13 protein-coding genes are annotated in these 23,813 nt (G+C 65.5%); 10 read left to right on the top strand and 3 right to left on the bottom strand.

Features of this window, described 5'->3' with window-relative positions:
- Positions 1 to 101: 101 nt before the first annotated feature.
- Positions 102 to 2,033: a tetratricopeptide repeat protein gene (locus ACLJEU_RS06150; RefSeq protein ID WP_414663615.1), complete on the bottom strand. Its 1,932-nt coding sequence runs from the start codon at positions 2,031 to 2,033 to the stop codon at positions 102 to 104.
- 287 nt (positions 2,034 to 2,320) lie between these two features.
- Between ACLJEU_RS06150 and ACLJEU_RS06155 the strand changes: the two genes are divergently transcribed.
- Complete coding sequence (locus ACLJEU_RS06155; RefSeq protein ID WP_414663616.1) at positions 2,321 to 5,482, top strand: TonB-dependent receptor; 3,162 nt, start codon at positions 2,321 to 2,323, stop codon at positions 5,480 to 5,482.
- A gap of 113 nt (positions 5,483 to 5,595) precedes the next feature.
- A complete protein-coding gene (locus tag ACLJEU_RS06160; protein ID WP_414663617.1) occupies positions 5,596 to 7,263 on the top strand; it encodes an MGH1-like glycoside hydrolase domain-containing protein in 1,668 nt (555 codons plus the stop codon).
- Between the two features lie 141 nt (positions 7,264 to 7,404).
- On the opposite strand, the gene ACLJEU_RS06165 is transcribed toward ACLJEU_RS06160, so the two are convergent.
- Positions 7,405 to 10,446 carry a TonB-dependent receptor gene (locus ACLJEU_RS06165; RefSeq protein ID WP_414663618.1) on the bottom strand — a complete coding sequence of 1,014 codons (3,042 nt, stop codon included), beginning with the start codon at positions 10,444 to 10,446 and terminating at the stop codon, positions 7,405 to 7,407.
- A 370-nt stretch (positions 10,447 to 10,816) separates the two neighbouring features.
- Positions 10,817 to 11,716, bottom strand: a complete 900-nt coding sequence (locus ACLJEU_RS06170; protein ID WP_414663619.1) for a helix-turn-helix domain-containing protein — start codon at positions 11,714 to 11,716, stop codon at positions 10,817 to 10,819.
- Between the two features lie 176 nt (positions 11,717 to 11,892).
- Here ACLJEU_RS06170 and ACLJEU_RS06175 point away from each other — a divergent pair, with 176 nt between their 5' ends.
- The 8 genes from ACLJEU_RS06175 to ACLJEU_RS06210 all read left to right on the top strand — a co-directional run bounded on the left by ACLJEU_RS06175 (position 11,893) and on the right by ACLJEU_RS06210 (position 23,740).
- On the top strand, positions 11,893 to 14,871 hold the full coding sequence (locus ACLJEU_RS06175) for a TonB-dependent receptor (protein ID WP_414663620.1): 2,979 nt from the start codon (positions 11,893 to 11,895) through the stop codon (positions 14,869 to 14,871).
- Between the two features lie 211 nt (positions 14,872 to 15,082).
- Positions 15,083 to 16,051 carry a D-ribose ABC transporter substrate-binding protein gene (locus ACLJEU_RS06180; RefSeq protein ID WP_414663621.1) on the top strand — a complete coding sequence of 323 codons (969 nt, stop codon included), beginning with the start codon at positions 15,083 to 15,085 and terminating at the stop codon, positions 16,049 to 16,051.
- On the top strand, positions 16,038 to 16,748 hold the full coding sequence (locus ACLJEU_RS06185) for a DUF2291 family protein (RefSeq protein WP_414663622.1): 711 nt from the start codon (positions 16,038 to 16,040) through the stop codon (positions 16,746 to 16,748). Before ACLJEU_RS06180 ends, ACLJEU_RS06185 begins: the two co-directional genes overlap by 14 nt.
- Entirely contained in the window at positions 16,748 to 18,325 is a 1,578-nt protein-coding gene (locus tag ACLJEU_RS06190) for a sugar ABC transporter ATP-binding protein (protein ID WP_414663623.1), read from the top strand. Before ACLJEU_RS06185 ends, ACLJEU_RS06190 begins: the two co-directional genes overlap by 1 nt.
- A 64-nt stretch (positions 18,326 to 18,389) precedes the next feature.
- Positions 18,390 to 19,310 carry an ABC transporter permease gene (locus ACLJEU_RS06195; RefSeq protein ID WP_414663747.1) on the top strand — a complete coding sequence of 307 codons (921 nt, stop codon included), beginning with the start codon at positions 18,390 to 18,392 and terminating at the stop codon, positions 19,308 to 19,310.
- Entirely contained in the window at positions 19,307 to 20,653 is a 1,347-nt protein-coding gene (locus tag ACLJEU_RS06200) for a DUF1593 domain-containing protein (RefSeq protein ID WP_414663624.1), read from the top strand. Before ACLJEU_RS06195 ends, ACLJEU_RS06200 begins: the two co-directional genes overlap by 4 nt.
- Before the next feature lie 112 nt (positions 20,654 to 20,765).
- Entirely contained in the window at positions 20,766 to 22,190 is a 1,425-nt protein-coding gene (locus ACLJEU_RS06205; protein WP_414663625.1) for a DUF1593 domain-containing protein, read from the top strand.
- 125 nt (positions 22,191 to 22,315) lie between these two features.
- Complete coding sequence (locus ACLJEU_RS06210; protein WP_414663626.1) at positions 22,316 to 23,740, top strand: L-fucose/L-arabinose isomerase family protein; 1,425 nt, start codon at positions 22,316 to 22,318, stop codon at positions 23,738 to 23,740.
- The last annotated feature ends 73 nt before the right edge of the window (positions 23,741 to 23,813 follow it).

A 23,813-nucleotide genomic window follows, 5' to 3' on the forward strand; every position in this document is an offset into this window, starting at 1 on the left:
GTCTCCGTCGCCATCCCCTGCTGTCGCCCGCGCTGCACGTCGGCCGCCGTCTTGACGTCATCCTGGCGAGCGGGCGGTCGCGCCCGCCGAAGCCGTGGCCGCTAACGCTCGCGTGCGATCGTCAGATTGCGTCGCGCCTCGGCGTAGTCCGGAGCCTGCAGGAGTGCGGCTTCGAAATGCGTGACGGCCTCGTCGCGGCGTCCGCTCCGCAGCAGGAGCGCGCCGAGATTGTTGTGCGCTTTCGGAAACACCGGCTGCGCACGCAACGCGGTTTCGTACGCCGCCCGCGCACCCGTCAGGTCGGCTGTCCGGGCGAGCGCGTTGCCCAAATTGTAGTGGGCCTCGGCGAACGCGGGGTTGAGTCGCAGCGCCGCGCGGTCATGCGCGATCGCCTCGTCGATGCGCCCGAGCGTCAGCAGCACGACGCCGAGATTGTTGTGCGCCAGCGCGTGCACGGGATTCAGGCGCACGGCGTTTTCCAGTGCGGTCACCGCCTCGGCCTGGCGTCCCGCCTGCGCCAGCGCGGCCCCGAGGTTGTAGTGCGTATCGGCGAATTCAGGACGAAGGGCGGCCGCGGCCCGGAGCGCCTCGACGGCTCCGGCGGCATCGCCGGAGCGGAGCAACGCCGTCCCGAGATTGTGCCGCGCTTCAGCGTAGTCCGGCCGCAGGGTCAGGGCGGTGGCGCTCGACGCGATCGCCTCGCGCGGGCGTCCGGCCCGCAGGTACGCCGCGGCGAGGTTGCCGTGGGCCCGCGCGTTCTCCGGCCGTTTGCGCACCGTGTCGGACCAGAGCGCGATCTCGTCGCGGTAGTCCCGGTTGCGCTGAACGGTGGCCGCCGTGAGCGCGCCACCGACGAGCACCAGCAAGCCGAGGGCGAAAAGGGACCGCTGCCGGAGTGCATGCCACAGTGAGAGGGTCGCCACCGCGACGATGCCCGCCAGTGGCAGATACATCCGGCTTTCGGCGATCGGTTGTTGCACGATGGGAATCACGCTGGAGCTGGGCGCGAGCAGGAGGACGACCCAGGCCCCGGCGAAACCCCACGCCGGTCGGCGCCAGCAGGCCGCGGCGGTGGCGATCAACAGCAGCGCGACTGCGAGCAGGTGCGGCGTGGCAGCCGCAAGGTCGCGTTGAAACGCCCAGCCGTGGTCGAACACCAGGGGCGCGGGCCAGAAGGCGAGGCGGAGATAGTGCGTGACGGCCTGACCTTGCGTCACCGCGTAATCGAACGCCGACACGCCAAGGCCAAAGCCGACGCCGCGTTCCGCGAGGTGCGATTGCGCCATGAGTGCGCCCAGCACCAGCCAGGTGCTCGCGAGCGCGAGGTGGAGTCCGCGATGGGCGCGCCACGCCGCGCGGAACGTTCCGCTGAGGAAAGCGCGATCGTAGAGCATGACGAGCAGCGGCACGACCGCCATCGTCTCCTTGCTCGCCATGCCGGCGCCGCACGCGAGGACGGCAAGGACGCGCCAACCGCGCGCGACCGGCGCGGTGCCGCGAATGAACGCGTAGAGGGTCACCAACGCGCACAGCGCCATCAGCGCCTCGGTGCGCTGCGCGATGTAGTTGACCACCGCCGTCTGCAGAGGATGCACCGCCCACAGCACCGCGACGGCCAGCGCGAGCGGACGCGACGGTGTCTCCCACCGCCGCCGCCACGTGGGAGCGTCGAGGGTGCGGTGCACCACGCCGTAGAGCCCGAGCGCCGCGGCGAGATGAATCGCGACGTTCAAGGCATGGTAGCTCCACGGTTGAGTGCCGCTGATCGCGTGGTTGAACGCCAGCGTCAGATTGGCGAATGGCCGGCCGCCCACGCCCGCCTCGATCGGCGGCGAGAGCGCCGGACCGATCGGCCACAGCTGACGAATCGTGGCATTCTCGACGACCGAGGACATGTCGTCGAAAACCAGGATCCCGGGAAAACTGTTGCAATACGCGGCCAGCCCGGCGCCCACGATCAACCCGCCGGCCAGCGCGCGGCTCGCGGCGAACGCCCGCGCCGATGCGTGCGCGGATCCGGAAGGTGGGGCCATGCGCGGTCAGCGAACAGAAAACGCCCCGCGCTGCAACGGTCGGAGCAATCGGTTCAACCGGCGACATCACGGTTGGCTCGCCGTATTAGTATCCCGGGAGTATTCGCCAGAAAACAGGCAGAATCGGCCCCGGGTCTAAACTACACTCCGCGCCGCCGTTGCTCCCGAACGGCCGGCCTCGACTCCCACCCTCGCGATTGCGCGATCCGAAGGCCGCGGTTCCTGTCAGCACCCAACCCCTGCCCATGCCATCGAACTCGTCTTGTTTCCACCGGGGTGATCCCTCGGTGCCACGCGCCCTGCACGCGCTGCGCCGTTGTTTCGCGTTGGTTCTCGTCCTGCTCGGTTTGGGCGCGGCGCTCGTGGCGTTCGGCCAGGCGGCCGGCACTGGCACCGTCGAAGGCCGCGTGCAAAGCGCTGCGACCGGCAACTTCCTGAACAACGCCAGGGTGCGCGTGGCTGGGACCTCGCGCGAGGTGTTCACGAATTCGTTTGGCGAATACCGCCTGCTCGATCTGCCGGCGGGCCCGGCGACGCTGGAGGTGTTCTTCACCGGTGTGACGTCGCAATCGGTGAGCGTCACGGTGCCGGCGGGCGGCGCGGTGACGCGCGATGTCGTGGTCGGTGCGCCGGCGGGCAGCGCCGTCAACAAGGACGGCACGCTGGTCATGAACCAGTACGTGGTGCAGAGCCAGCGCGAGACCGACGCCACCGCGATCGCGATCAACGAGCAGCGGTTCGCGGCCAACCGCAAGGACGTCGTGTCGACCGATGCCTTCGGCGAAATCAACCAGGGCAACATCGGCGAGTTCGTGAAATTCCTGCCGGGCATTTCGCTCGACGTGAAGGACGGCAACACGCCGTCGGGCATCATGATTCGCGGCTTCGACCCGAACTACACCAACGTGACCGTCGATGGCGGCCAGATCGCGAGTACCATCATCGCGAATACGCAGACGTCCTCCCGTCAGTTCGTGCTCGACGGCGCCAACATCAACAACGTCGCCCGCATCGAGGTCACCAAGCTGCCCACGCCCGACATGTCCGCGAATCTCCTCGGCGGCGCGGTGAATTTCGTCAGCCGCAGCGCGTTCGAGCGGCCCCGCCGCGAACTGCGCGTGTCCGCCTATCTCTCGGCCAACGCCAAGGCGATGGACTTCGACCAGAGCCCCGGGCCCTTTGTCGACTCGACCTACAAGGTGCTGCCGTCGTTCGATCTCCAGTTCGTCGATCCGGTGAACAAGAAATTTGGTTACGTCGTGACGGCGCAGCACTCGAGCCAGTTCTACCTGCAGAACCGCACTGTGCTGGGCGCCCGGTTCACCAGCGCCGGCGCGACGCTCGCGAATCCGTACACCACGAACGTCAACACGAACTTCGCCCACAACCGCTCGGATCGCACGTCGGGCGCGGTCACCATGGACTTCAAGCCCTGGGCGCGAAACGTCCTGCAGCTGAAACTCCAGGCCAACGCCTCGCGCCAGCAATCCGGTTCGCGCTCGCTCAACTATAATGTCGGCGGCAATCAGCCGACCCGCTTCGACCAGAACAACGTCTTCGGTGCGGCGACCGGCGGTTCGGCCGGCCTGAGCACGAGTTTCCAGAGCCGGCACGCGCTCACTCGCGCGATCAACGGCGGCTGGACGTTCACAGGTCGCGAGTGGACGATCGAGACCGCCGCCAGCTGGTCGCACTCGAACAACCGCACGCGGGACACGGCTAAGGGGTTCTTCAACTCGGTCAGCGTCGCGCTGCCCAACGTGGCGCGCGTCAATCTTGAGAACATCCAGCACGACGAGGCCCGCTTTGGCGCGGCCTCGGTCTTCAACGCGGCTGGCGGCCGCATCGACGAGCTCAAGCTCGCGAACTACAACCTGACGCAGGTCGGCAGCATGCCGTTGAACGCGTTCGACGTCATCAAGGAGGCGCGCGTGAACATCACGAAGCAGCTCACGGTCCTGCAGACGCCGCTCGCGGTGAAGTTCGGCGGAAGCGTCAACGACATGACCCGCGATCTCGACTACACCGCGGTGAACTGGCTCTACGTCGGGCCCGACGGCATCGCGAACAGCGGGGACGAGGGCATGGCCAATTTCGTGTCGACGGCGGATCGCGGCGTCAGTCCCGGCTTCGGCCGCGCGGCGCCGGAGTGGCCGGATACGTTTCGGATCTTTGAGGCGTGGAAGAACAATCCGCGTTCGTTCCTCTATGGCCCGACGCAAGGGGGCGACACCGTGCGCAACGCGGCGATTCGGTCGCCGTGGCTGCACGAGACGATCACGTCGGGCTACGTGATGGCCGACACCAAGTTCTTCCAGAACCGGCTGCGGCTTGTTGGCGGCGTGCGGTACGAAGGCACCGAGGACGAAGGTCGCGGCTTCAACCAGGACGCGGATGCCGTGCTGGTGAAGGATGCGCAGGGCAATCCCATCAAGACGAACGGCGCCTTCGTCGTCCGCCCGGAACTGCTGCCGGTGGGCTCAGGCGCCTACAACGCGGTGCTGTATCGCTACCGCGGTTACTACAACGCGCGCGACTACCACTACTATCATCCGAGCGCGCACGCGACGTTCAACCTCACGAACAATCTCCAGCTGCGCGCGGCGTTCGCGAAGACCATCGGCCGGCCGAACCTGTCGGACATCGTGCCGAACCTGTTCGTCGGCGAGAACGTGAACTTCGGCGTGCCCGGCAACACCAGCGGCAACGTCCCGGGTTTCATCACCGGTGCGAACATCGCGCTGAAACCGTGGCGCGCGAAGAATTACGATTACTCGATCGAGTATTATCTCCCGCGAAACGGGCTGCTGATGTTCAACTGGTACCGGAAGGACATCCGCGATTTCTTCAGCACGGAGAGCGCGATCGCCGACGCGGCGCTGCTGGCCCAGTTGGGCGTGTCGAACGACGCGCTCGGTTACCAGTACACCCGCCCGATCAACGTGGCCGACGCCCGGATCACCGGCTGGGAGACGCGCGCCGACCTGCCGCTGGCGAATTTCACGGAGTGGGTGCCGTCCGCGATGGTCGGCGACGTTGCGAAGCACTTCACGCTGATGGCGAACTTCACCCACCTCGATCTCCACGGCACGCGCATCACCTCGCGCGACTGGCGTCGGTACATCCCGCGCTCCCGCAACCTCGGGATGCGCTACAGCTTCGCAAAAATCTCCGGCAACGTGCTGCTGAACTGGCGCGGCCGGATGCTCCGTGACACCGCCAACCAGTTTCCCGGGGCCAACGAATACATCCGCGCGCGCTACCAGCTTGACGGCAACGTCGAGTACCAAGTCACGCGGCGCTTCTCGGTCTTCTTCGCCGGCCGCAACCTCACCAACGAGCCCACGCAGTGGGAAGTCTCGGGCCCCGGCGTGCCGCGCTGGTCCACGCTGACCAACTACGAGGACTACGGCGCACAGTATTCGCTCGGCGTGCGCGGCACGTTCTAAGGCGTGACGTCGATTGACATCTGCCAAGCCTGTGGGCGGTCCCGCGTCGGCGGGACCACCCCGCAGCGTGCCTGTGATCTCACGCCGTTGCGGGGTGGGGACACCCCGCCTACATGAGACCGTTCCCCAAAGCCATTCTTAGCGACCGCCGCCGGAAACTGTTTCTCAGTGGATTGGTCGTGGCGACGGCGACCGCTCTCGCTGCCGCGCCCGCCGTCCTCACGCCCGACGCCCTGCGCCGGCACGTCGCGCATTTCAACGCGATGGAGGACGAGCCCATCGTCAACGTCGTGCCCAATGCCGACGCCGCGCGCTGGCTGGAGGCCAACGTTCCGCTCTTCAGCTGTCCCGACGCCGACGTGGAGGAGATCTATTTCTTTCGCTGGTGGGCGCTGCGGAAACATCTCCGCCGCGCGCCGGATGGCAGCCACGTTTTCACCGAGTTCATCAATCGTGCCGAGCCGGTCAGTAGTGCGCTCGGGCATCACCTGATGGAAGGCCGCTGGCTGCACGATCGCGCGTTGCACGACGACTACGTGCGCTGGTGGCTGCGCAGCAATGGCGGCAAGCCGCACGCGCGGCTGCACGCTTACAGCCAGTGGCTCGCCGACGCGCTGTATCAGCGTTTCAAGGTCACGCACGATCGCGCGTTTGTCGTCGCGTTGCTCGACGACCTCGTGGCCGACTACCGCCAGTGGGAGATCGAAAAGCGTGTCCCTGGGAGTGGTATCCCTGGTCCTCGTATCCCCGGGACTGGTATCCCCGGGACCGCGACCGCCCCCGGTCGCATTTCAACGGAAGCGACCGGGGGCGGTCGCGGTCCCGGGGAGGCTACGGGCCTCTTCTGGCAATACGACGTGCGCGACGCGATGGAGGAATCGATCAGCGGTTCGCGCACGAAGAAGAACCTGCGTCCGACCATCAACAGCTACATGTACGGCAACGCCCGCGCGATCGCCGCGATCGCACGGCTCGCGTCACAGTCGGCTGTCGCCACCGAATTCGACGCCAAGGCGGATGCGCTGCGCCGGCAGGTACAGGCCACCTTGTGGAACGAGCAGGACGCGTTCTTTGAAGTGCGGCTCGAAGCGGGCGGGCTCGCCAACGTGCGCGAGGCAATCGGCTTCATTCCGTGGTACTTTCACCTGCCCGAGCCGGGTCGCGGCTATGAGCGCGCGTGGCGGCAGTTCGCGGACGACGCCGGCTTCCGCGCGCCGTTCGGTATCACGACGGCGGAGCGGCGTCATCTCCAGTTTCGATCCCACGGCGTCGGCACGTGCGAGTGGGATGGGGCGGTGTGGCCGTTTGCGACCTCGCAGACGCTCACGGCGCTCGGGCACGTGTTGCGTGACTATCCGCAGGAGAGCGTGACGGCGCGGGACTATTTCGAGTCGTTTCGCGCCTACGTCCGGAGTCACCGCATGAACGGCAAACCTTACATCGGCGAGTACCTCGACGAGAAGACCGGCGCGTGGCTCAAGGGCGATCATCCGCGCAGCCGTTGGTACAATCACTCCACGTTCGCGGATCTCGTGATTGGTGGCGTGGTCGGTCTGCGTCCCCGCGCGGATGATACGGTCGAAGTTCATCCGCTGCTGCCGGCGGATGCGTGGGACTGGTTCGGCCTCGACGATGTGCGCTATCACGGCCGCACGCTGACCATCCTGTGGGATCGGGACGGAAAGCGTTTCGGCCGCGGCGCGGGACTAAAGATTCTGATCGATGGAAAAGAAGCCGGGCGTGCGCCCGGCTTGCAGCGGCTGACGGTGGAGCTGAGGTGAGGCGGATTGGTTGGAGGGATCGTTGGGAGGGATCAGTTGGACCGCGACCGCCCTCGGTCGCCTTTGGTGAAGAGCGACCGGGGGCGGTCGCGGTCCCATAGATAAAACCCTTCCTCCCTCCCCCCGGTTGAGTGGTCGGCCTCAGAGATCGTACTTGGCCGCAAACAGCCACGCGATGCCCGTGTGCTGCGCCTCGTTGTTGACCACGCCCATCTGTGTCGTGCGCTGCCGCTCGGAACCGAGATTGCGCCCCGTGCCCGTCAGACGGATTTTATCCGTCAGCCGATAACTGGCTTCGAGATTCCAGAAACGGTACGATTCCAGCCGCGGGGCGAGTTGCGCGGCTGCGTTGACTGCCGGCAGATTCACCGTGGTCTTCGGCGCCATGTAGTTTTGCGAGAGGTGCACGAATAGTTTTCCGTTCGGGGTGCGGTAGCTGATGCCCGCGTTGGCCAGTTGGGGCACGGTGTTGGCCAGCTGCGTGATCTTGGGTGAGGTGCCGGCGGCGATGGCCGCGGAGCCGAAATCGCCCTCCATCTTGGCCACCTTGGTGTAGTTGGCCCACACCGAAACGCCGTGGAGCGATTTTGGAATGAAGGCCCACTCGCGGAGCGACTGGCGGAAGCTCAGCTCGTATCCGCTCCACTTGGCGCTGCCGATATTCTGCTGGGTCGTGAGCTGGTAGGAGGCGAACTCCTGGCCGAGGGACAGCTCCGTCAGCAGTGCGGGCGTCATCGCCACCGTCTGCGACGTGATGTAATCCTTGATGTCGCGGCTGAACCACGTGGCCGTCCACTGGCCCGCCGTCCGCGTGTAATACTCGATGCTGGCATCGAGATTCTTGGAACGCTGGGGCAGCAGGCCCGCCCGGTTCGAATTGATGATCCGGTTCGTGTCGTCCTGCTGCAGGCTGGGCAGCACGGCCGAGAGATTGGGCCGGCCGATGCCCTCGGTGTAGCTCACGCGGGTCTGCAGGCCGGGGAGCCATTCGTATTTGAGATGCAGGTACGGGAAGGGATCGGACGTGTACTTGGAACTGGTCTTCTGGGCGCGGTAGGTGGCGAGGATGCCGGCAAGCGACGTGGCATTGACGCCCGGAGGCAGCACCGAGTTGGGGCCGGACGTCGGCAGGACGCGGAACCCGATGGCCTTGATGTCAGTTTTCTCGCTGCGCAGCCCGGCGAGGACGTTCAGCCGCTTAAAATCAAAAACGCCCATGACGTAGCCGGCGGAGATTTTCTCATTCACGTACTGGCGTCCCTGCACCGCCTGCTGTGCGGCGTACGCGAGATTCTCCTGCAGCACCTGCGGATTTGCCCGCCAGTAGCTGTAGAGCACATTGGGGCTGAAGTACACGGGTTCACGGATGTTCCAGCCGGGGATCTGCATCGTGACGGGCACCGGTTCGGCAAAGCGGCCGAGTCGCGCGCCGGCCGCGGTGGTGTCATCGGCTGAGGCGACGCCGTCGTCTCCCATCCAATACCAGCGCTGCTGGTCCTGGTGCTTGTTGAAGACCGTGTCGTTGTAGGCGAGGCCGGCCTTGAGGTAGAACGGAATGCTGCCTTGGAAATCGCGCTGCACGTCGAGCCGGCCCGACCATTTCGTGTTCGCCGTGTTGCGGTTGTTGTTCGAAACGAAGCCGGCGTCACCTGCGCGATGCTCGCGGTTGGCGAGCAGATTGCCCTGGGACGGCGCGTAGCTGTTGAGATCGTAGAAATCCGCCCCGCTGTTCTGGACAAGCGACGAGGGTTGGATGTGGTTCAGCGGCGTGGTCAGCGAATAGCCGATGCCCGTGAGGCTCGTGCTGAGGCCGCCAAAGTTGTTCGGATTGCGGTAATGGTTGATCGACTTCGAAAGGCCGCCGACGAGGTCGACCTTCCAATTGCCGGCCCGGTACTTCAGACCCGGATTGATCTGCCACGAGTAGGTGTACTTGTCGAAGACGCTGATGCTCTGGCTGGCCGTAGCTCCGGTCGTGGTGTAGCTCGCGACATTCGAGCCGGGCGCGAACGCGCCGGTCGACAGGTTCAGCTGGTGGTTGCGGTTGGTGCTCTTGTATTTCGTCAGCGTCGACTTGAGGAAAAGCGTCGTGGAGTCGGAGAACTTGAAATCCGTGTTCAACGAAACGTCATCGCGCAGGCGCAGCTGCCGGTTGGGCGCGATGTTCAGGCCGCTGCGCTGCACCGCGACATTGCTGAGCGTGTAGAGCGTGGGCGGAGCCGGCAGGGTCTGGCCGGGCAGGGCGGTCGGGGTGCCGAGACTCTGCGCGGCGCTCGACCCGAGTTGATTCGTCAAATCGTGACCGAAGGAAAAGACCACGCCGACCCGGTTGCGGAGAAACGAGTCGGAGTACTCGAAACGATAAACCGGATACACGCGGCGCTCGGCGACGGTCCCGTTGCCCGGGCCAGGGGTCTTGTCGAGGTTGAAGTCGTTCGAGTCCATGTTCACGCCAACCTGCAGGAACGCCCGGCGGCCCTTCTGGCTGAACGCGCTCTTGGTGTTGAAATTCACCGCGCCGCCGATCGCGTTGGCCGACATCGACGGAATGTTGGCCTTGAACACTTCCACGCTGTCGATGCTGGCGATTGACAGCTGGTCGATCTGCACGTTGCGGTTCGCGCCGCTGGAGGCGGCCGAGGCGACCTCGTTTCCGTCCATCGTCACCATCGTGAGGTTCGGATCGATGCCGCGGATGCGGATCGATTGCGGCTCGTTGTTGGAGTAATCCATCTGGATCCCCTCCACGTTCTTCAGGAATTCGCCGGGGTTGCCGGTGGTCTGATCGATGAAGGCATCGATCGATGTCACGCTCCGTGCCGTCTCCGCCCGGCGCTGCTGGTTGATCGCATACGCGGTGCCCTCGATGGCGGTGTTCACGACAAACTTGTCAAGGGTGTACACCTCCTTCGCAGTGAGTCCGAATTCCGAGCTGAGGGTTTGGTCGGCGGTGAGCGTCACGGTCTGCGTGGCTTCATCCAGTCCGGAGTAGTTCACGACCACGGTGTAGGTGCCGGCGGGCAGGCCCGGCAGACGAAACCCACCGTCCTTGTCCGTGAGAGTCTGGTACGGCGTGCCCTGCAGCTGCACCGTGGCGCGCTCGAGGAAGCGTTTCGTGTTCTGATTCACGACGGTGCCCTGCAGTGTCGCCGCCATGGACTCAGCGCAGGCCAGGAATGACATGGCCGTCAGGAGCGCCGGAGCAAGAAGGCGGGTGAGGGCACGCGGCGTCGCGGACGGGCCACGATCGCGCACAGAAGGGCAAGGGGAGTCAGTATTCATGAGGGGTTGCGAGGGGACGCGACGTCCGGGGATGAAGCCGAAGCGCCGCGATTCCCGGGGTGGGGAATGCCATGCAGTCTAGTGCAACCTTCCCGGGGATTCTACCCGTCCCGTGGCCAATACTGCCGGGATCGTAATGAAATCCCTCGCACCGGGTCCGCTGCTCATGCTCGCCGCGACGAGGGCGGGCGGACGGAGTGGGTCGTTAACGACGCCATCCCAGCCTGGCAGCCCTCGCATTCAGTCCGGCGGCCGCCCGTGCGGAAAGGCGTCAACGCGATGCCGGCACCGCGCCGTCCGTCCATTCGTGTGACTTCCGGTATTCGCGCGGCGAGCACCCGCACGCACGGCGGAACGCATCGTTGAAGCGGCTGATCGAGAGGAAGCCCGACTGAAAGGCGATGTCGGTCACCGAGTGATCGGTGGTCGCGAGCAGGCGTTGCGCGTGGGAGACGCGATGCTGGGTCAGGTAGTTGATCAGCGTTGTCCCGAAGGTCTTTTGAAACAGGTTCATCGCATAGTTCGGATGGAGGTTGGCGAACTTTCCAATCTGCTGGACCGTCAGCCGCTCGGTGTAGTTCTGCGCGATGAAGCACGCGATCTCCTCGACCTTGTTCAGCCCGGTGTCGGTGATGGTGGTGAGGCGATTCCGCTTCGGCCGCGCTTTCGGCCGCACCGGCAGGTTGAGCGCCAGCCGGATGAGGCGGGCCTGCATCTCCAGCAACACCGGGCGCTCGAGCTCCGGAGTTTTTTTCAACAGATCTCCCTCCCAGTGTTCGAAGAGCTGCGCGTCCGACGCCGTGCGGTCGGTCGACGCTTCGCTGACGAGCCGCCCCTGCATCAAGGGCTGCACGAAATGCTCCGGCAGCCGCCACTGCAGGAAACACTGCAGCGGAATCGTCGCGACGTAGTACGCCGTCTCGTCGCCATAGTCGATGATCTGGTGCGGTATCGCCGCCCAGAATACGCTGAGCTTTCCCGCCTCCACGACGGTCTTCGTGCCGCCGAGCAGGTAAGTGACCGTGCCCGACTCGAGGAAGTTCAGCTCCACCTCGTTGTGGTGATCGGGCCGCCGCATCGGCGACGGACGCCAGTGCACGCAGGTCAGGCCGTACGGGGCGAAGTCCGGCCGGTTGGGATCAAACGAAAGCGGGGAGATCTTCGCGGCCATGGTCGGGCATCTTAGGATACTGGCAGAGAAATCCAGAAACGCGGAAGACTGCTAGCAAAAAGATGTGCTACGGTCGCTTCATGCGGGCCGAAGCTTCGCCTTCGGTTCCGCGTCCCTGCGACTCAACCCCTCCGTCGATCATGAATGTGTTCCATCCTCCTCGCTTCCGCGTCGTCATGCGCGTGCTTGTCCGGACGTCCGCCCTCCTCACCGCCGCCTTGCTCCTGTCCGTTCTGCCGGCGGCGGTCCGCGCGCAGGCCGGCGGCACCGGCACCGTGGTGGGAACCGTGAGCAACGAAGCAACGCGGAAGGTGCTCGAGCGCGCCACGGTGACGCTCGTGGGCACCGGACAGTCGACGCTCACGGCGGCCGATGGTTCGTTCCGCCTGCCGGGCGTACCGGCGGGCGCGCAGAAAATCCAGGTGGGTTATGCGGGTCTCGAGGACGCCACGGTTGCCGTGGCGGTCGCGTCGGGTGGCGTGACCACCGCCAGCGTGGCGTTGAAGAGCGATGTTGTCCGCCTCTCCGAGTTTCGCGTGGCGTCCGAACCCGAGGGCAACGCCTACGCGATCCAGCAGCAGAAAAACGCGGAGTCGCAGCGCACGGTGGTCTCGGCCGATGCCTTCGGCGTCGTCTCCGATGCCAACCCCGGCGAGTTCCTGAAGCTGATGCCCGGAATCCAGATGGACTATACGGGCGTCGAGCCCCGCGGCCTGATGGTGCGCGGCATGGAGCCGAATCTGAATCTGATCATGATCAACGGCAACCAGGCCGCGTCGGCGTCGAGCTCCGCGACCAACCGCACGTTTGAGTTCGATCAGACGACGATCGACAACATCGAGAGCATGGAAGTCTACAAGGCCACGGTGCCCTGGCTGCCCGCCAATTCCATCGGCGGCACCGTGAACCTGGTGACCCGCAGCGCGTTTCTGCAGAAGGGACGGCGCGTCAACGCGACCTTCAACCTCACCGGCAATTCCGACAATCTCAGCCTCGGAAAAACGTCGGGCCCCAACGACAAGCCCGAGCGCAAGATTCACCCCGGCGGTTCGTTCACCTACTCGGACTCCTTCCTCGACCACCGCGTCGGCGTCGTGCTCAGCCTCAGTCAGGTCAACGTGAACGGCTACGGTGGCACCGCCTACAACACCTACACCTATCTCGCGCCGCTGCCGGCCGCGCCCGCGCCGTACACGCTGACCAATCCGGCCGCCTACGTGAGTCAGTATCAGCGCGAAGATCACCAGAACTTCACCCGGCGCAGCGGCGGTTCGCTCAATCTCGATTTCAAGGCGAGTGACACCACCACCGCCTTTCTGCGCACCACGCTGACGGATCACTACTACGAATTCCGCAACCGGTTTCTCCGCCTCAACGCGGGCGCAATCGTCGGCAGCGCGACGCCGCAGCGCCTCGAGACGACCAACGGCAATTCGGAACAGAACATGTCGTTCGGCAACAAACAGAGCGACGCCTGGAGCATCAATCCCGGGGTGAAACACCGCTTCGATGCCTGGACGATCGAGTACGACGGTTCCGTCTCCCGCGCCACCAATCGCTACGATTACCTGCCGTGGATGTTCGGCGGCGTCACACTGCGCAACTCCGGCGTCGGTTACATTCTCGAGAAAAATCCCGCCAGCGCCGTGGCCACGCGGATCACGCAGACCGCGGGCGCCGATGTCTACAATCTGGGCAACGGCAACTATCAGCCCGTCGCCAACTCCATCACCGTCGGCAACCGCAGCTCCGTGGACCGGATCCTCGCGGCCAAGGGCCGGGTGCGGCGCGATTTTTCCGGCCCCAATCCGTTTTACCTCGAGGCCGGCGCGGCGTTTCAGGAGCAGGAGCGTTCGCGTCAGAATCCCAGCCGCCAGTGGAGTTATGCCGGCCCGGACGGTATCGTGGGCACGGCCGACGACACCACGCAGGCCGTGATGCAGCAGTTTGCCGAGCAGAGTTACACGCCGAAACTCTGGTTCGGCGAGCGCTCGCCGAATGCGTGGATCAGTCCGTTCCAGCTCGCCAAGCTGTACAGCCAGGCGCCCCAGGCGTTCGTCGAGAATGTCGGGAATTCCTACGACGTCGCGTTCCGCAACAACCAGCGGATCACCGAGACGATCACCGCCGGCTACGCGATGGCCAACGTCAAGTTCGGTCGGCTCGACGTGCTTGCCGGCGCCCGCGTGGAGCGCACCGAGGTCGAGGGCGAGGGCGCCCGCCAGAACAACGCGCTCGCCGCCGGTCTCGTGGTCAACTCGCTCGCCTATCACATTGCGCGCCTCTCGCGCACGAAGGCGGCGACGGACTACACGCCGGATCCGTTCAAGTACCTGCACCTCACCTGGCACGCGAACCGGCAGTGGCAGGCGCGTGCAAGTTACACCGAGGCGATCGGCCGCCCGAACTTCGGCAGCATCCTGCCCGGTATCAGCATCAATGATGCATCACGCACGGTGTCCGTCGCCAACACGGAGCTGCTCCCGCAGCGCGCGAAGAACCTCGATGCCAGCATCGAGTGGTATCCGAGCGGCACGAGCTCGTTCACCGCGGCGTGGTTCCGCAAGGACATCGACGACTACATCGTCAACAACTCCTTCACGCTGGTCTCCGCGATCCCCGAGCTCGATCTCGGCTCCGACCTGATCGGCTACACGGCGTCCACGTCGTCCAATCTCGGCCGCGCCAAGATCGAGGGCTTCGAATTGAGCGGCCGCTACAAGCTGGCTTTCCTCCCGCGCTGGCTGAACAAGCTCGAGGTGTTCGGCAACTACACGAAGCTCTACACGACGGAAGGCACGTTTGTCGCCGGCGCGGCCAGCACGGTCTACAACCAGCTGCCCAATCTCGCCCCGGAGCTGTGGAACCTCGGCTTTGCCTACTCGACGCCCGACGGCAAGTGGTTCCTCTCGCTCCGCGCCAACTTCGTGAACGACATTCCGCGCAACGTCACGGGTCGTCCGCAGGAGCAGAGCGACGAACGGCTCACCTACGAAGGTGAAGTCCGTTATGCGTTCTCCCCGCGGTACACGCTCTCGCTCGCCGGTCGCAACATCACCGAGGCGCGCGAAGGCGGCAGCCAGATCGGTCGCGCGATTCGCACCGGCACCGGTGGCGGCAGCGCGCTTACGCTCACGCTGGCCGCGCGGTTCTGATGTCACCGTGCAGCTCCAGCCGGCCGCTTCCTTTCGCCGTGGCTGCGAACGCCGGCATGATGGCGTTCGAGCGCCCTGCTGACGCTCATGGCTGCGGTAAGATCCAAGCCCGTTTGATCCCATGTCGTGCCGTCGCCCTCGCTCGTTTTAGCGAGTGCGACGTTGTATCGCCGCCGGAAAAACATACTCACTCCCTGCAACCCCCACGCCGATGACCCTCCGCCGTTTTATCCGCACCCTCGCGGGCGCCAGCCTGCTCGCGTTCTCCTTCGCTTCATTTGCTCCCGCGGCCGCCGCGGCCGAGACCAAGCCCGCCGCGGGTCGTCGCATTGCCGTGGTCGTGTCCACGCTGAACAATCCCTGGTTCGTCGTCCTCGCCGAGACCGCGCGCGATCGGGCGCGCGAACTCGGTTACGAGGCGACGATCTTCGATTCGCAGAACGATCCGGCGAAGGAGTCGCAGCACTTCGACAACCTGATCTCCTCCGGTTATCGCGCGGTGCTCTTCAACTGCACCGATGCCAAGGGCTCCGTCGCCAATGTCCGTCGCGCGAGGGCCGCGGGCGTCCCGGTGTTCTGCATGGACCGCGAGATCGAGGCCAACGATGCGGCGACGTCGCAGATTCTCTCCGACAACTACTCGGGCTGCGTCGCGCTCGGCCAGTACTTCGTCGAGCAGATTGGCGAGACGGGGAAATACATCGAGCTGCTCGGCATCGTCGCCGACACGAACACCTGGAATCGCTCCAAGGGTTTTCATTCCGTGGTCGATCGCTTTCCCGGCCTGAAGATGGTGGCGCAGCAGAGCGCGGAGTTCGATCGCAGCAAGGCGCTCGAGGTCCTCGAGGCGTTGCTGCAGCGCAATCCCGATGTCGATGCCGTCTTCTGCGGCAACGACGCGATGGCGATGGGTGCGTACCAGGCGCTGCTCGCCGCAGGGAAGGCGGGCAAGGTGAAGGTCTTTGGTTTCGACGGTGCCGACGACGTCGTGAAGGCCGTGGCCGAGGGAAAAATCGCCGCGACCGTGATGCAGTTCCCGAAAGTGATGGCGCGCACCGCGGCGGAGAACGCCGACAAGTACATCAAGGGCGAACGCAAATTCCCGCAGCGGACGCCGGTCGCGGTGGAACTCGTGACCAGGGCCAACGTGAAAAAATTCGGTGACTATGGCCGGAAGTGACACGAGCGGCGGAGTCGCCGCTCCACCGTGGAACGGCGGCGCAAAAAAACGCGGCCCGAAGCTCGGACTGATTTTCGGCGTGGCCGTGGCGTTCGCCGCTCTGATGTGGGCTTTCCCGCTGTTTCACGTCGTGCGTCTCAAGTCCGCGACGTCGGTCGCGCCGGACGCCACTGCGCCGGCTGCGTTCGATCCGGTCGCGGCGGCGGCGAAGTTCTGGCAATCGGAGCTGCCGGCTGCGGCGTCACGCGCGCGCGAACTCGCGCCGTTGGCGGCATCGCTGCGCGACGACGCGGCGAACGCCCGGACGCGGTTCGGCCACGCCGCCGGCCTGGGCACCGCGTATTTTTTTGTGCGTGGCAGTGGCACGGTGGTCGCGCGCGAGCGCAACGCCGTGCACATTGCGGTGGCGGGCACGAAGGAAATCGTCGCGCTGCGCATCGGCCCGATCTTCGGCAACACCGTCCGTGACGGCTGCGGTCTGCTCGATGTGAACGCGTTTCCCGGCCTGCAGGAGTTCAACGCGCTCTCGGCCGAGCTCAACCAGCTCGTCGAGCGGAAGGTGCTGCCGGCGCTGCGCGACAAGGCGGTTGTCGGCGCGACCGTGCAGTTCGTCGGTTGCGCCGAGGCGCCGGAAAGCGCGCCCGACGCGGGTGAGCCGTTGCTCGTGATCGTTCCCGTCCAGGCCGAGGTGCGCTGATGCCCGACGCCGCCGACATCCTTCTCGCCGCGGAAGGCGTCTCCAAATCCTTTCCCGGCGTGCGCGCGCTCGATGGCGTATCGTTGCAGGTAAGACGCGGCCGGCTCCTTGCCTTGCTCGGCGAAAACGGCGCGGGCAAGTCCACGCTGATGAACATCCTCGCCGGCGTGTTTCCACCCGACGCCGGCACGCTGCGACTCGAGGGCCGCGCGGTCAGCTTCCCGCACCCCCGCGCCGCGCTGGCCGCGGGCATCGGCATCGTTTTTCAGGAGCTGAATCTCATCCCGCACCTGTCGGTCGCGGAAAACATGTTTCTCGGCCGCGAGCCCCGCACGCGAGCGGGCTTGATCGATTATCGCCGGCTCAACGCCGACGCGGCCGGCATTCTCTCGCGACTCGATCTCGCGGTGGCGCCGCAGGCGTTGATCGCGGATCTGCGCGTCGGGCAGCAGCAGTTGGTGGAAATCGGCCGGGCGCTGTCGGCCGATGCCCGTGTGCTCATTCTCGACGAGCCCACGTCGTCGCTCTCGTCGCACGAGGTCACGGTCTTGTTTGGCGTCATTGCTGAGCTGAAGAAGCGCGGCGTCGGCCTCGTCTACATCACGCACAAGTTCGAGGAGCTGGTGCACATTTGCGACGAGGTGACGGTGATGCGCGACGGGCGGGTCGTGGGGGCGGCGCCGTTCTCCGAGTTGAATCGCGACACCATCGTCCGGATGATGGCCGGGCGTGAAACGATCGGGGCGGCGGTCGTCGACGCCCGAATCAGCGGCGTTCCCCGTGGGTCGACGACCGCCGTTCCGATCGTCTCCACCGAGCTGCTTCGCGCCGAAGGCGTGTCGCTGCCCGGCGCCGGCGCAGGCCGGGCGATGCTGGTGGAAAACGTCTCGTTCACGCTCCGCCAGGGCGAGGTGCTCGGCGTGTTCGGGCTCGTGGGCGCGGGGCGTACTGAATTACTGGAGACGCTGTTCGGCGTGCATGCGGACCGGATGACCGGGCGCGTGTTCGTGGCCGGCCAGCCGGTGACGTTTACGGAGCCAGCCGACGCCATCGCCGCCGGACTTGCGCTGGCGCCGGAAGACCGCAAACGCGACGGCCTGGTGCTGTCGATGAGTGTCGTGGCCAATGCGAGCCTCGCCAGTCTCGACCGCACGCTGCGCGGCGGCTTCATCAGCGAGACCCGCGAGGCCGGCTATGTAACGCCCTACGTGGAGCGATTCCGCGTGAAGACGCCGTCGCTGACCGAGGCGATCGTGAATCTCTCGGGCGGGAATCAGCAGAAAGTGATTCTCGCGAAGTGGCTGGCGACGGGGCCCAAGATCCTGCTGCTCGACGAACCGACGCGCGGGATCGACGTGAATGCAAAGCGCGAAATCTATGCCTTCATCGACGAACTCGCGCGGCTCGGTCTCGGCCTGATCGTGGTGTCGTCGGAGCTGCCCGAGGTGCTCACGCTCGCGGATCGCGTGATGGTGATGTGCGAGGGCCGTCAGACCGCGGAGTTTTCCCGTGCGGAAGCGACGCCCGAGCGGGTGCTGCACGCCGCCTTGCCGGACCTGGCCGGTGTTGTTCCCTGACGTGACGACCTTGAAATCCGCCGTGTTCTTCGCCCGGTTCCGCTCGCTGCTCGCGCTCGCGCTGATGGTGCTCGCGCTCAGCCTGCTCACGGACCGCTTCCTGACGCCGGACAACGGCTGGAACATCCTGCGCCAGATATCGGTGAACCTGTGCCTGTCGATCGGCATGACCCTGGTCATCCTCAGCGGCGGCATCGATCTTTCGGTCGGTGCGATCCTCGCGTTTTCCGGCGCGATCGCCGCGGGCCTGCTCAAGAGCGGCGTGGAGTTGCCGGCGCTCGGCGTGGCGCTGCAGTTCACAACTTTCGGCGCGATTGTCGCGGGACTGGCCGTCGGGGGCGGACTCGGCTGGGCCAACGGCTTTGCGATCACGCGGTTTCAACTCCCGCCTTTTGTCGCCACGCTCGGCATGCTCAGCATCGCCCGCGGTCTCACGATGCTGTGGACCGGCGGATTTCCCATCACGGGCCTTGGTGCCGGTTTCGGGCATCTCGGCACGGGGGCGTTTCTCGGCATGCCGATGCCCGTGTGGATCATGCTTGTGCTCGTGGCGATTTTCGTGGTCGTGACTCAGCGCACGCGTTTCGGCCGGCATCTGTTTGCCGTGGGCGGCAACGAACGCGCCGCCCGCCTCACGGGTCTCCCGGTGCACCGGATCAAGATCGCGGTTTACACGCTGGCCGGTGCGCTCGCCGGCGTGGCGGGGCTGATTGTCACCGCGCGACTTGATTCCGCCCAGCCCAACGCCGGCCTCGGCTACGAACTCGATTCGATCGCGGCCGTGGTGATCGGCGGCACGTCGCTTTCCGGCGGGCGTGGATCGGTCCTCGGCACCGTGCTTGGCTGTCTGATCATCGGCGTGCTCAATAACGGTCTCTTCCTCCTCAACGTCTCGCCCTTCTGGCAACAGGTGATCAAGGGCGGCGTGATTCTGCTCGCCGTGGCCATCGACAAGATGAACGCGCGCGGCCGCGACACCGCATGAACTCCTTCCCCTCGCTCCTTCGTCTGGCCGGGATTGCCGCACTGGTCCTTGGCGCCGTCGGCTTGCCGTTCGTCCGCGCTGACAGCGGCGCACTCGCCGGCACGCGTCACCGCGTGATCGTCTCGACCGACATCGGCGGCACCGACTTCGACGACTTCCAGTCGCTGGTTCACGTCCTCCTTTACGCCGACGTCGTTGACCTCGAGGGCCTCATCTCGTCGCCCTATGGTCCGGGGCGCAAGAAACACATCCTCCAAGTCCTCGAGCATTACGAGCGCGACTATCCGAACCTCCGCCGCCACTCGGACCGGTACCCGACGCCCGCCGCGCTCCGCGCGATCACCAAGCAGGGCGAAACGGAGATCGCGCCGTACGCCGGGGTGCGCCGCGGGACCGAAGGCTCGGAGTGGATTATCGCGGGGGCGCGCCGCGCCGATCCGCGTCCGCTCCACGTATTGATCTGGGGTGGCATCGAAGACCTCGCGCAGGCGCTGCATGATGCCCCGGATATTTTGCCGAAGCTGCGGGTGCATTTCATCGGCGGACCGAACAAGAAATGGAGCCCCGACGCCTACCACTACATCGCGACGCAGCATCCGTCGCTGTGGATGATCGAATCCAACTCCACCTACCGCGGCTGGTTCATGGGTGGATTTCAACAGGGCGATTTCTCCGCCGAGGCCTTCGCTGAGAAGCGCGCGGCGGGTCGTGGCGCGCTCGGTGAATTTTTCGCCCATGGGATCCACTTCGAGGGCCAGAAGCGGACGTCGTTGAAAATGGGCGACACGCCGACGTTCAGCTGGCTGCTGCGGGGCAACCCCGAGATGCCATTTCAACCGGGCTGGGGCGGTCGGTATGTGCGTGCCTGGACGCGGCCCTATGTGCAGTTCGACCGGATCACCGCGGCGGCGGATCGCATGGAGCACTTCGGAATCCTTGAGCTTGTGCTGCCGCTCGGGGCCAACCCGCCGGCGGCTCCGGCGGCGGTGATGATAATCGAGAATCAACGGCTCGCCGGGCACGTCGACGGCACGGGCTCGATCCGTTTCCGTTTCTGTCCCAAGGACGCCAAACTCTACCGCTACACGATCGCCGGCAACGTCCCTTCGCTCGAAGGCAACCGCGGCGAAATCACCGTCGTCGCGCCGATCGCGGCGGCGGCGCTCACGCCCGATCCGCGCTGGGCAAATTGGTGGACGGACGATCCGTCGCCCGAAGCGGCCGAGGGCCTCCACCAGGGCGCGCGCACGATCAGCGTTTGGCGCGAGGAGTTTCTCCGCGATTTCGCCACCCGGCTCGAACGTTGCCGCACCCCAGCCGGCGCTCCCGTTCCGATCCGCTGATTCCTTTTTCCGATCCTGGTCACACCCTCACGACCTGATGAAGGCCAATCGCTCCCTTGTCGTTCTCACCGCCTCCGCGACAGCATTCAAAGCGCCCGGCGCCCTTTAATTCATGAAACTCAAAACCCTCGGTCTGTTCCTGCTCGCTGCCGCGGTTGGCTTGGCCGCTCCCGCCGCCGACAAGCCTCGTGTCTTCGTGCTCACCGACATCGAGAACGAGCCCGACGATGCGATGTCGCTGGTGCGTTTTCTCACCTATGCAAATCACTTCGAGATCGAAGGCCTGATCGCCACGACGTCGATTCACCAGCGCAGCAAAGTCGCACCGCAGACCATCCGCAAAATCGTCGAAGCCTACGGCAAAGTGCGCGACAATCTGGAGAAACATGAGCCGGGCTTTCCGACCGGTGCGGACCTGCTCAAGCTCGTGAGTCAGGGCCTCCCGGTTTACGGCATGACCGGAGTGGGCGAGGGCAAGGACTCGCCCGGCTCCGAAATGCTCATCCGCGCGATCGAACGCGACGATCCCCGCCCGCTGTGGGTCCCGGTCTGGGGCGGTCCCAACGTCCTGGGCCAAGCGCTGTGGAAAATTCGCTCCACGCGTCCGGCGGACGCTCTGGCGAAAGCCGTCGCGAAGGTGCGCGTCTATGCGATTTCCGATCAGGACGACTCCGGCCCGTGGTTGCGCAAGGAGTTTCCCGGACTCTTCTACATCGCCAGCCCCGGCTTCAGCGCGGGCGGTGCCTACCACCACGCGACGTGGAGCGGCATCAGCGGCGACTATTTTCACGCCCGCTGCCCCGGCGCGGATTTCACGCTCGTCACCAACGAGTGGCTCGACCGCAACATCCGCAAGAAGGGCCCGCTCGGCGCCGAGTATCCGCGTTGGGACTACCTCATGGAGGGCGACACGCCGAGTTTCCTCGGCCTGATCACCAACGGGCTCAATGCGCCCGAACATCCCGACTGGGGCGGGTGGGGCGGCCGGTACGAACGCTACACCCCGCGCCCGCAGAAGTGGCACCTTTATCCGGAAACGCGCCCGCTCTGGACGGACGCCGACGACGAAGTCATGGGTGCCGACGGCCGCTGGCACGACACCAACCACGCGACCATCTGGCGCTGGCGCGAAGCCTACCAGAACGATTTCGCCGCGCGCATGGATTGGACGGTCAAGGCCTACAAAGACGCCAACCACCCTCCCGTGCCGAAGCTCGCCCACGCCGCGGAACTCACCGTGAAGCGCGGTGCCCGCGTCGACCTGAGCGCCGAGGGCACGACCGATCCCGACGGGGACATCCTCTCGTATTCGTGGTTTTACTACCTCGAAGCCGGCACGTTTCCGACGTCCGCCTCCCGCTCCGGTCAGCCGCTCGAGATTCGTGGCTTTGACCAGCCCAAGGCGTGGTTCACCGTGCCCACGAGCCGCGTGATGGAGCCGGGCACCGGCACGATGCACATCGTCCTCGCGGTGACCGATCAAGGCACGCCGCGCCTCACGCGCTATCAGCGCGTGATCGTGACAGTCGTGCCCTGAGCGACCTTACTTTCCAACCACAAAGCCCCGGAAGCGCGGGAGAAATCTCCGTCCCGTCATGTTATCCTCGCCGCCCGGCTGAATTTTAGTCGCCTGCCATCCCGCGCTCCACTTCTCGCACTCTCATGTCCACTCCACGCACCGCGCTCGGTGTCATCATCGGCAACCGCGACTTCTTCCCCGACAAACTTGTCGCCGAAGCCCGCACCGACCTCTCGAAACTCCTCGCCGAGCTCGGCGTCGACGCCGTCATGCTGGATCCCGCCGAGACCAAACTCGGCGGCGTCGAAACGCATCAGGACGCGCGCAAGTGCGCCGAGCTTTTCCGGCGGAACCGCGATCGCATTTCCGGCGTGCTCGTCTGCCTCCCGAACTTCGGCGACGAAAAGGGCGTGGCTGACACCCTCAAACTCGCCGGGCTCAACGTCCCCGTGCTGGTCCAGGGCTATCCCGACGATCTCGACCGCCTCGATGTCATCCGCCGCCGCGATGCGTTCTGCGGCAAGATTTCCGTCTGCAACAATCTTCGCCAGGCGGGCATCGCCTACACGCTCACCACGAAGCACGTCGTCCATCCGCTCGACGCTTCGTTCCGTTCGGATCTGCACCAGTTCCTCGCGGTCTGTCGGGTCGTCCAGGGCTTGCGGAAGGTTCGCATCGGTGCGGTCGGTGCGCGCCCGGGTGCGTTCAACACCGTGCGCTATTCCGAAAAAATTCTCGAGCGTCACGGCATCAGCGTCACCACCGTCGACCTCTCCGAGATTCTAGGCAGCGCGGCGAAGGTCGGCGAGCGGGACGCGCGGCTCACGGCTAAGGTCGATGAGATCAAGGCCTACGCCAACGCCACCGCGGTGCCGCCGGCCAAGCTCGTGCAGATGGCGCGGCTGGGCGTGGTGCTCGACGATTTCGTGGCAGCCAACCATCTCGATGCGACCGCGATCCAATGCTGGACATCGGTGCAGGCCAACCACGGCTGCAACGTGTGCACGTCGATGAGCATGATGAGCGAGAACCTGCTGCCGAGTGCCTGTGAGGTCGACGTCACGGGCGTGCTTACGATGTACGCGATGCAGCTCGCGGCGAATTCGCCGAGTGCGCTGGTCGACTGGAACAACAACTACGGGGCCGAGGACGACAAGTGCGTCCTTTTCCACTGCGGCAACTGGGCGAAGTCGTTCCTGCCGGATATCAAGATTCTGAATGCGCCGATTCTCGGCTCGACGCTCGGCGTCGAGAATACCTGGGGCGCGCTCGACGGCCGCACGACGGCGCGGCCGCTGACCTTTGGTCGCATCACCACGGACGACACGGCGGGTGTCATTCGCACGTATGTCGGCGAGGGCGAGCTGACGGACGATGCCTTGAAGACCTTCGGCAATCGGGCTGTCGCGCGCGTGCCGAAGCTGCAAAAGCTCATGCATCACGTCTGCCGCGAGGGCTTCGAGCATCACGTCGTCATGAATGGTTCCCACACCGCCGGCGTCCTCGCCGAGGCCTTCGAGCGCTACCTCGGCTGGGAAGTGTATCATCACGAGCCGCGCGACACCTGATGCGCAGCCACGAGCGTGAGCGATCGGACCGAAGGCCACTCGCTGGCGCTCGTAGCCACCACATGATTCGAAT

The sequence above is a fragment of the Terrisphaera buseokensis genome, from assembly GCF_047521145.2.
GTDB lineage: Bacteria > Verrucomicrobiota > Verrucomicrobiia > Opitutales > Opitutaceae > ER46.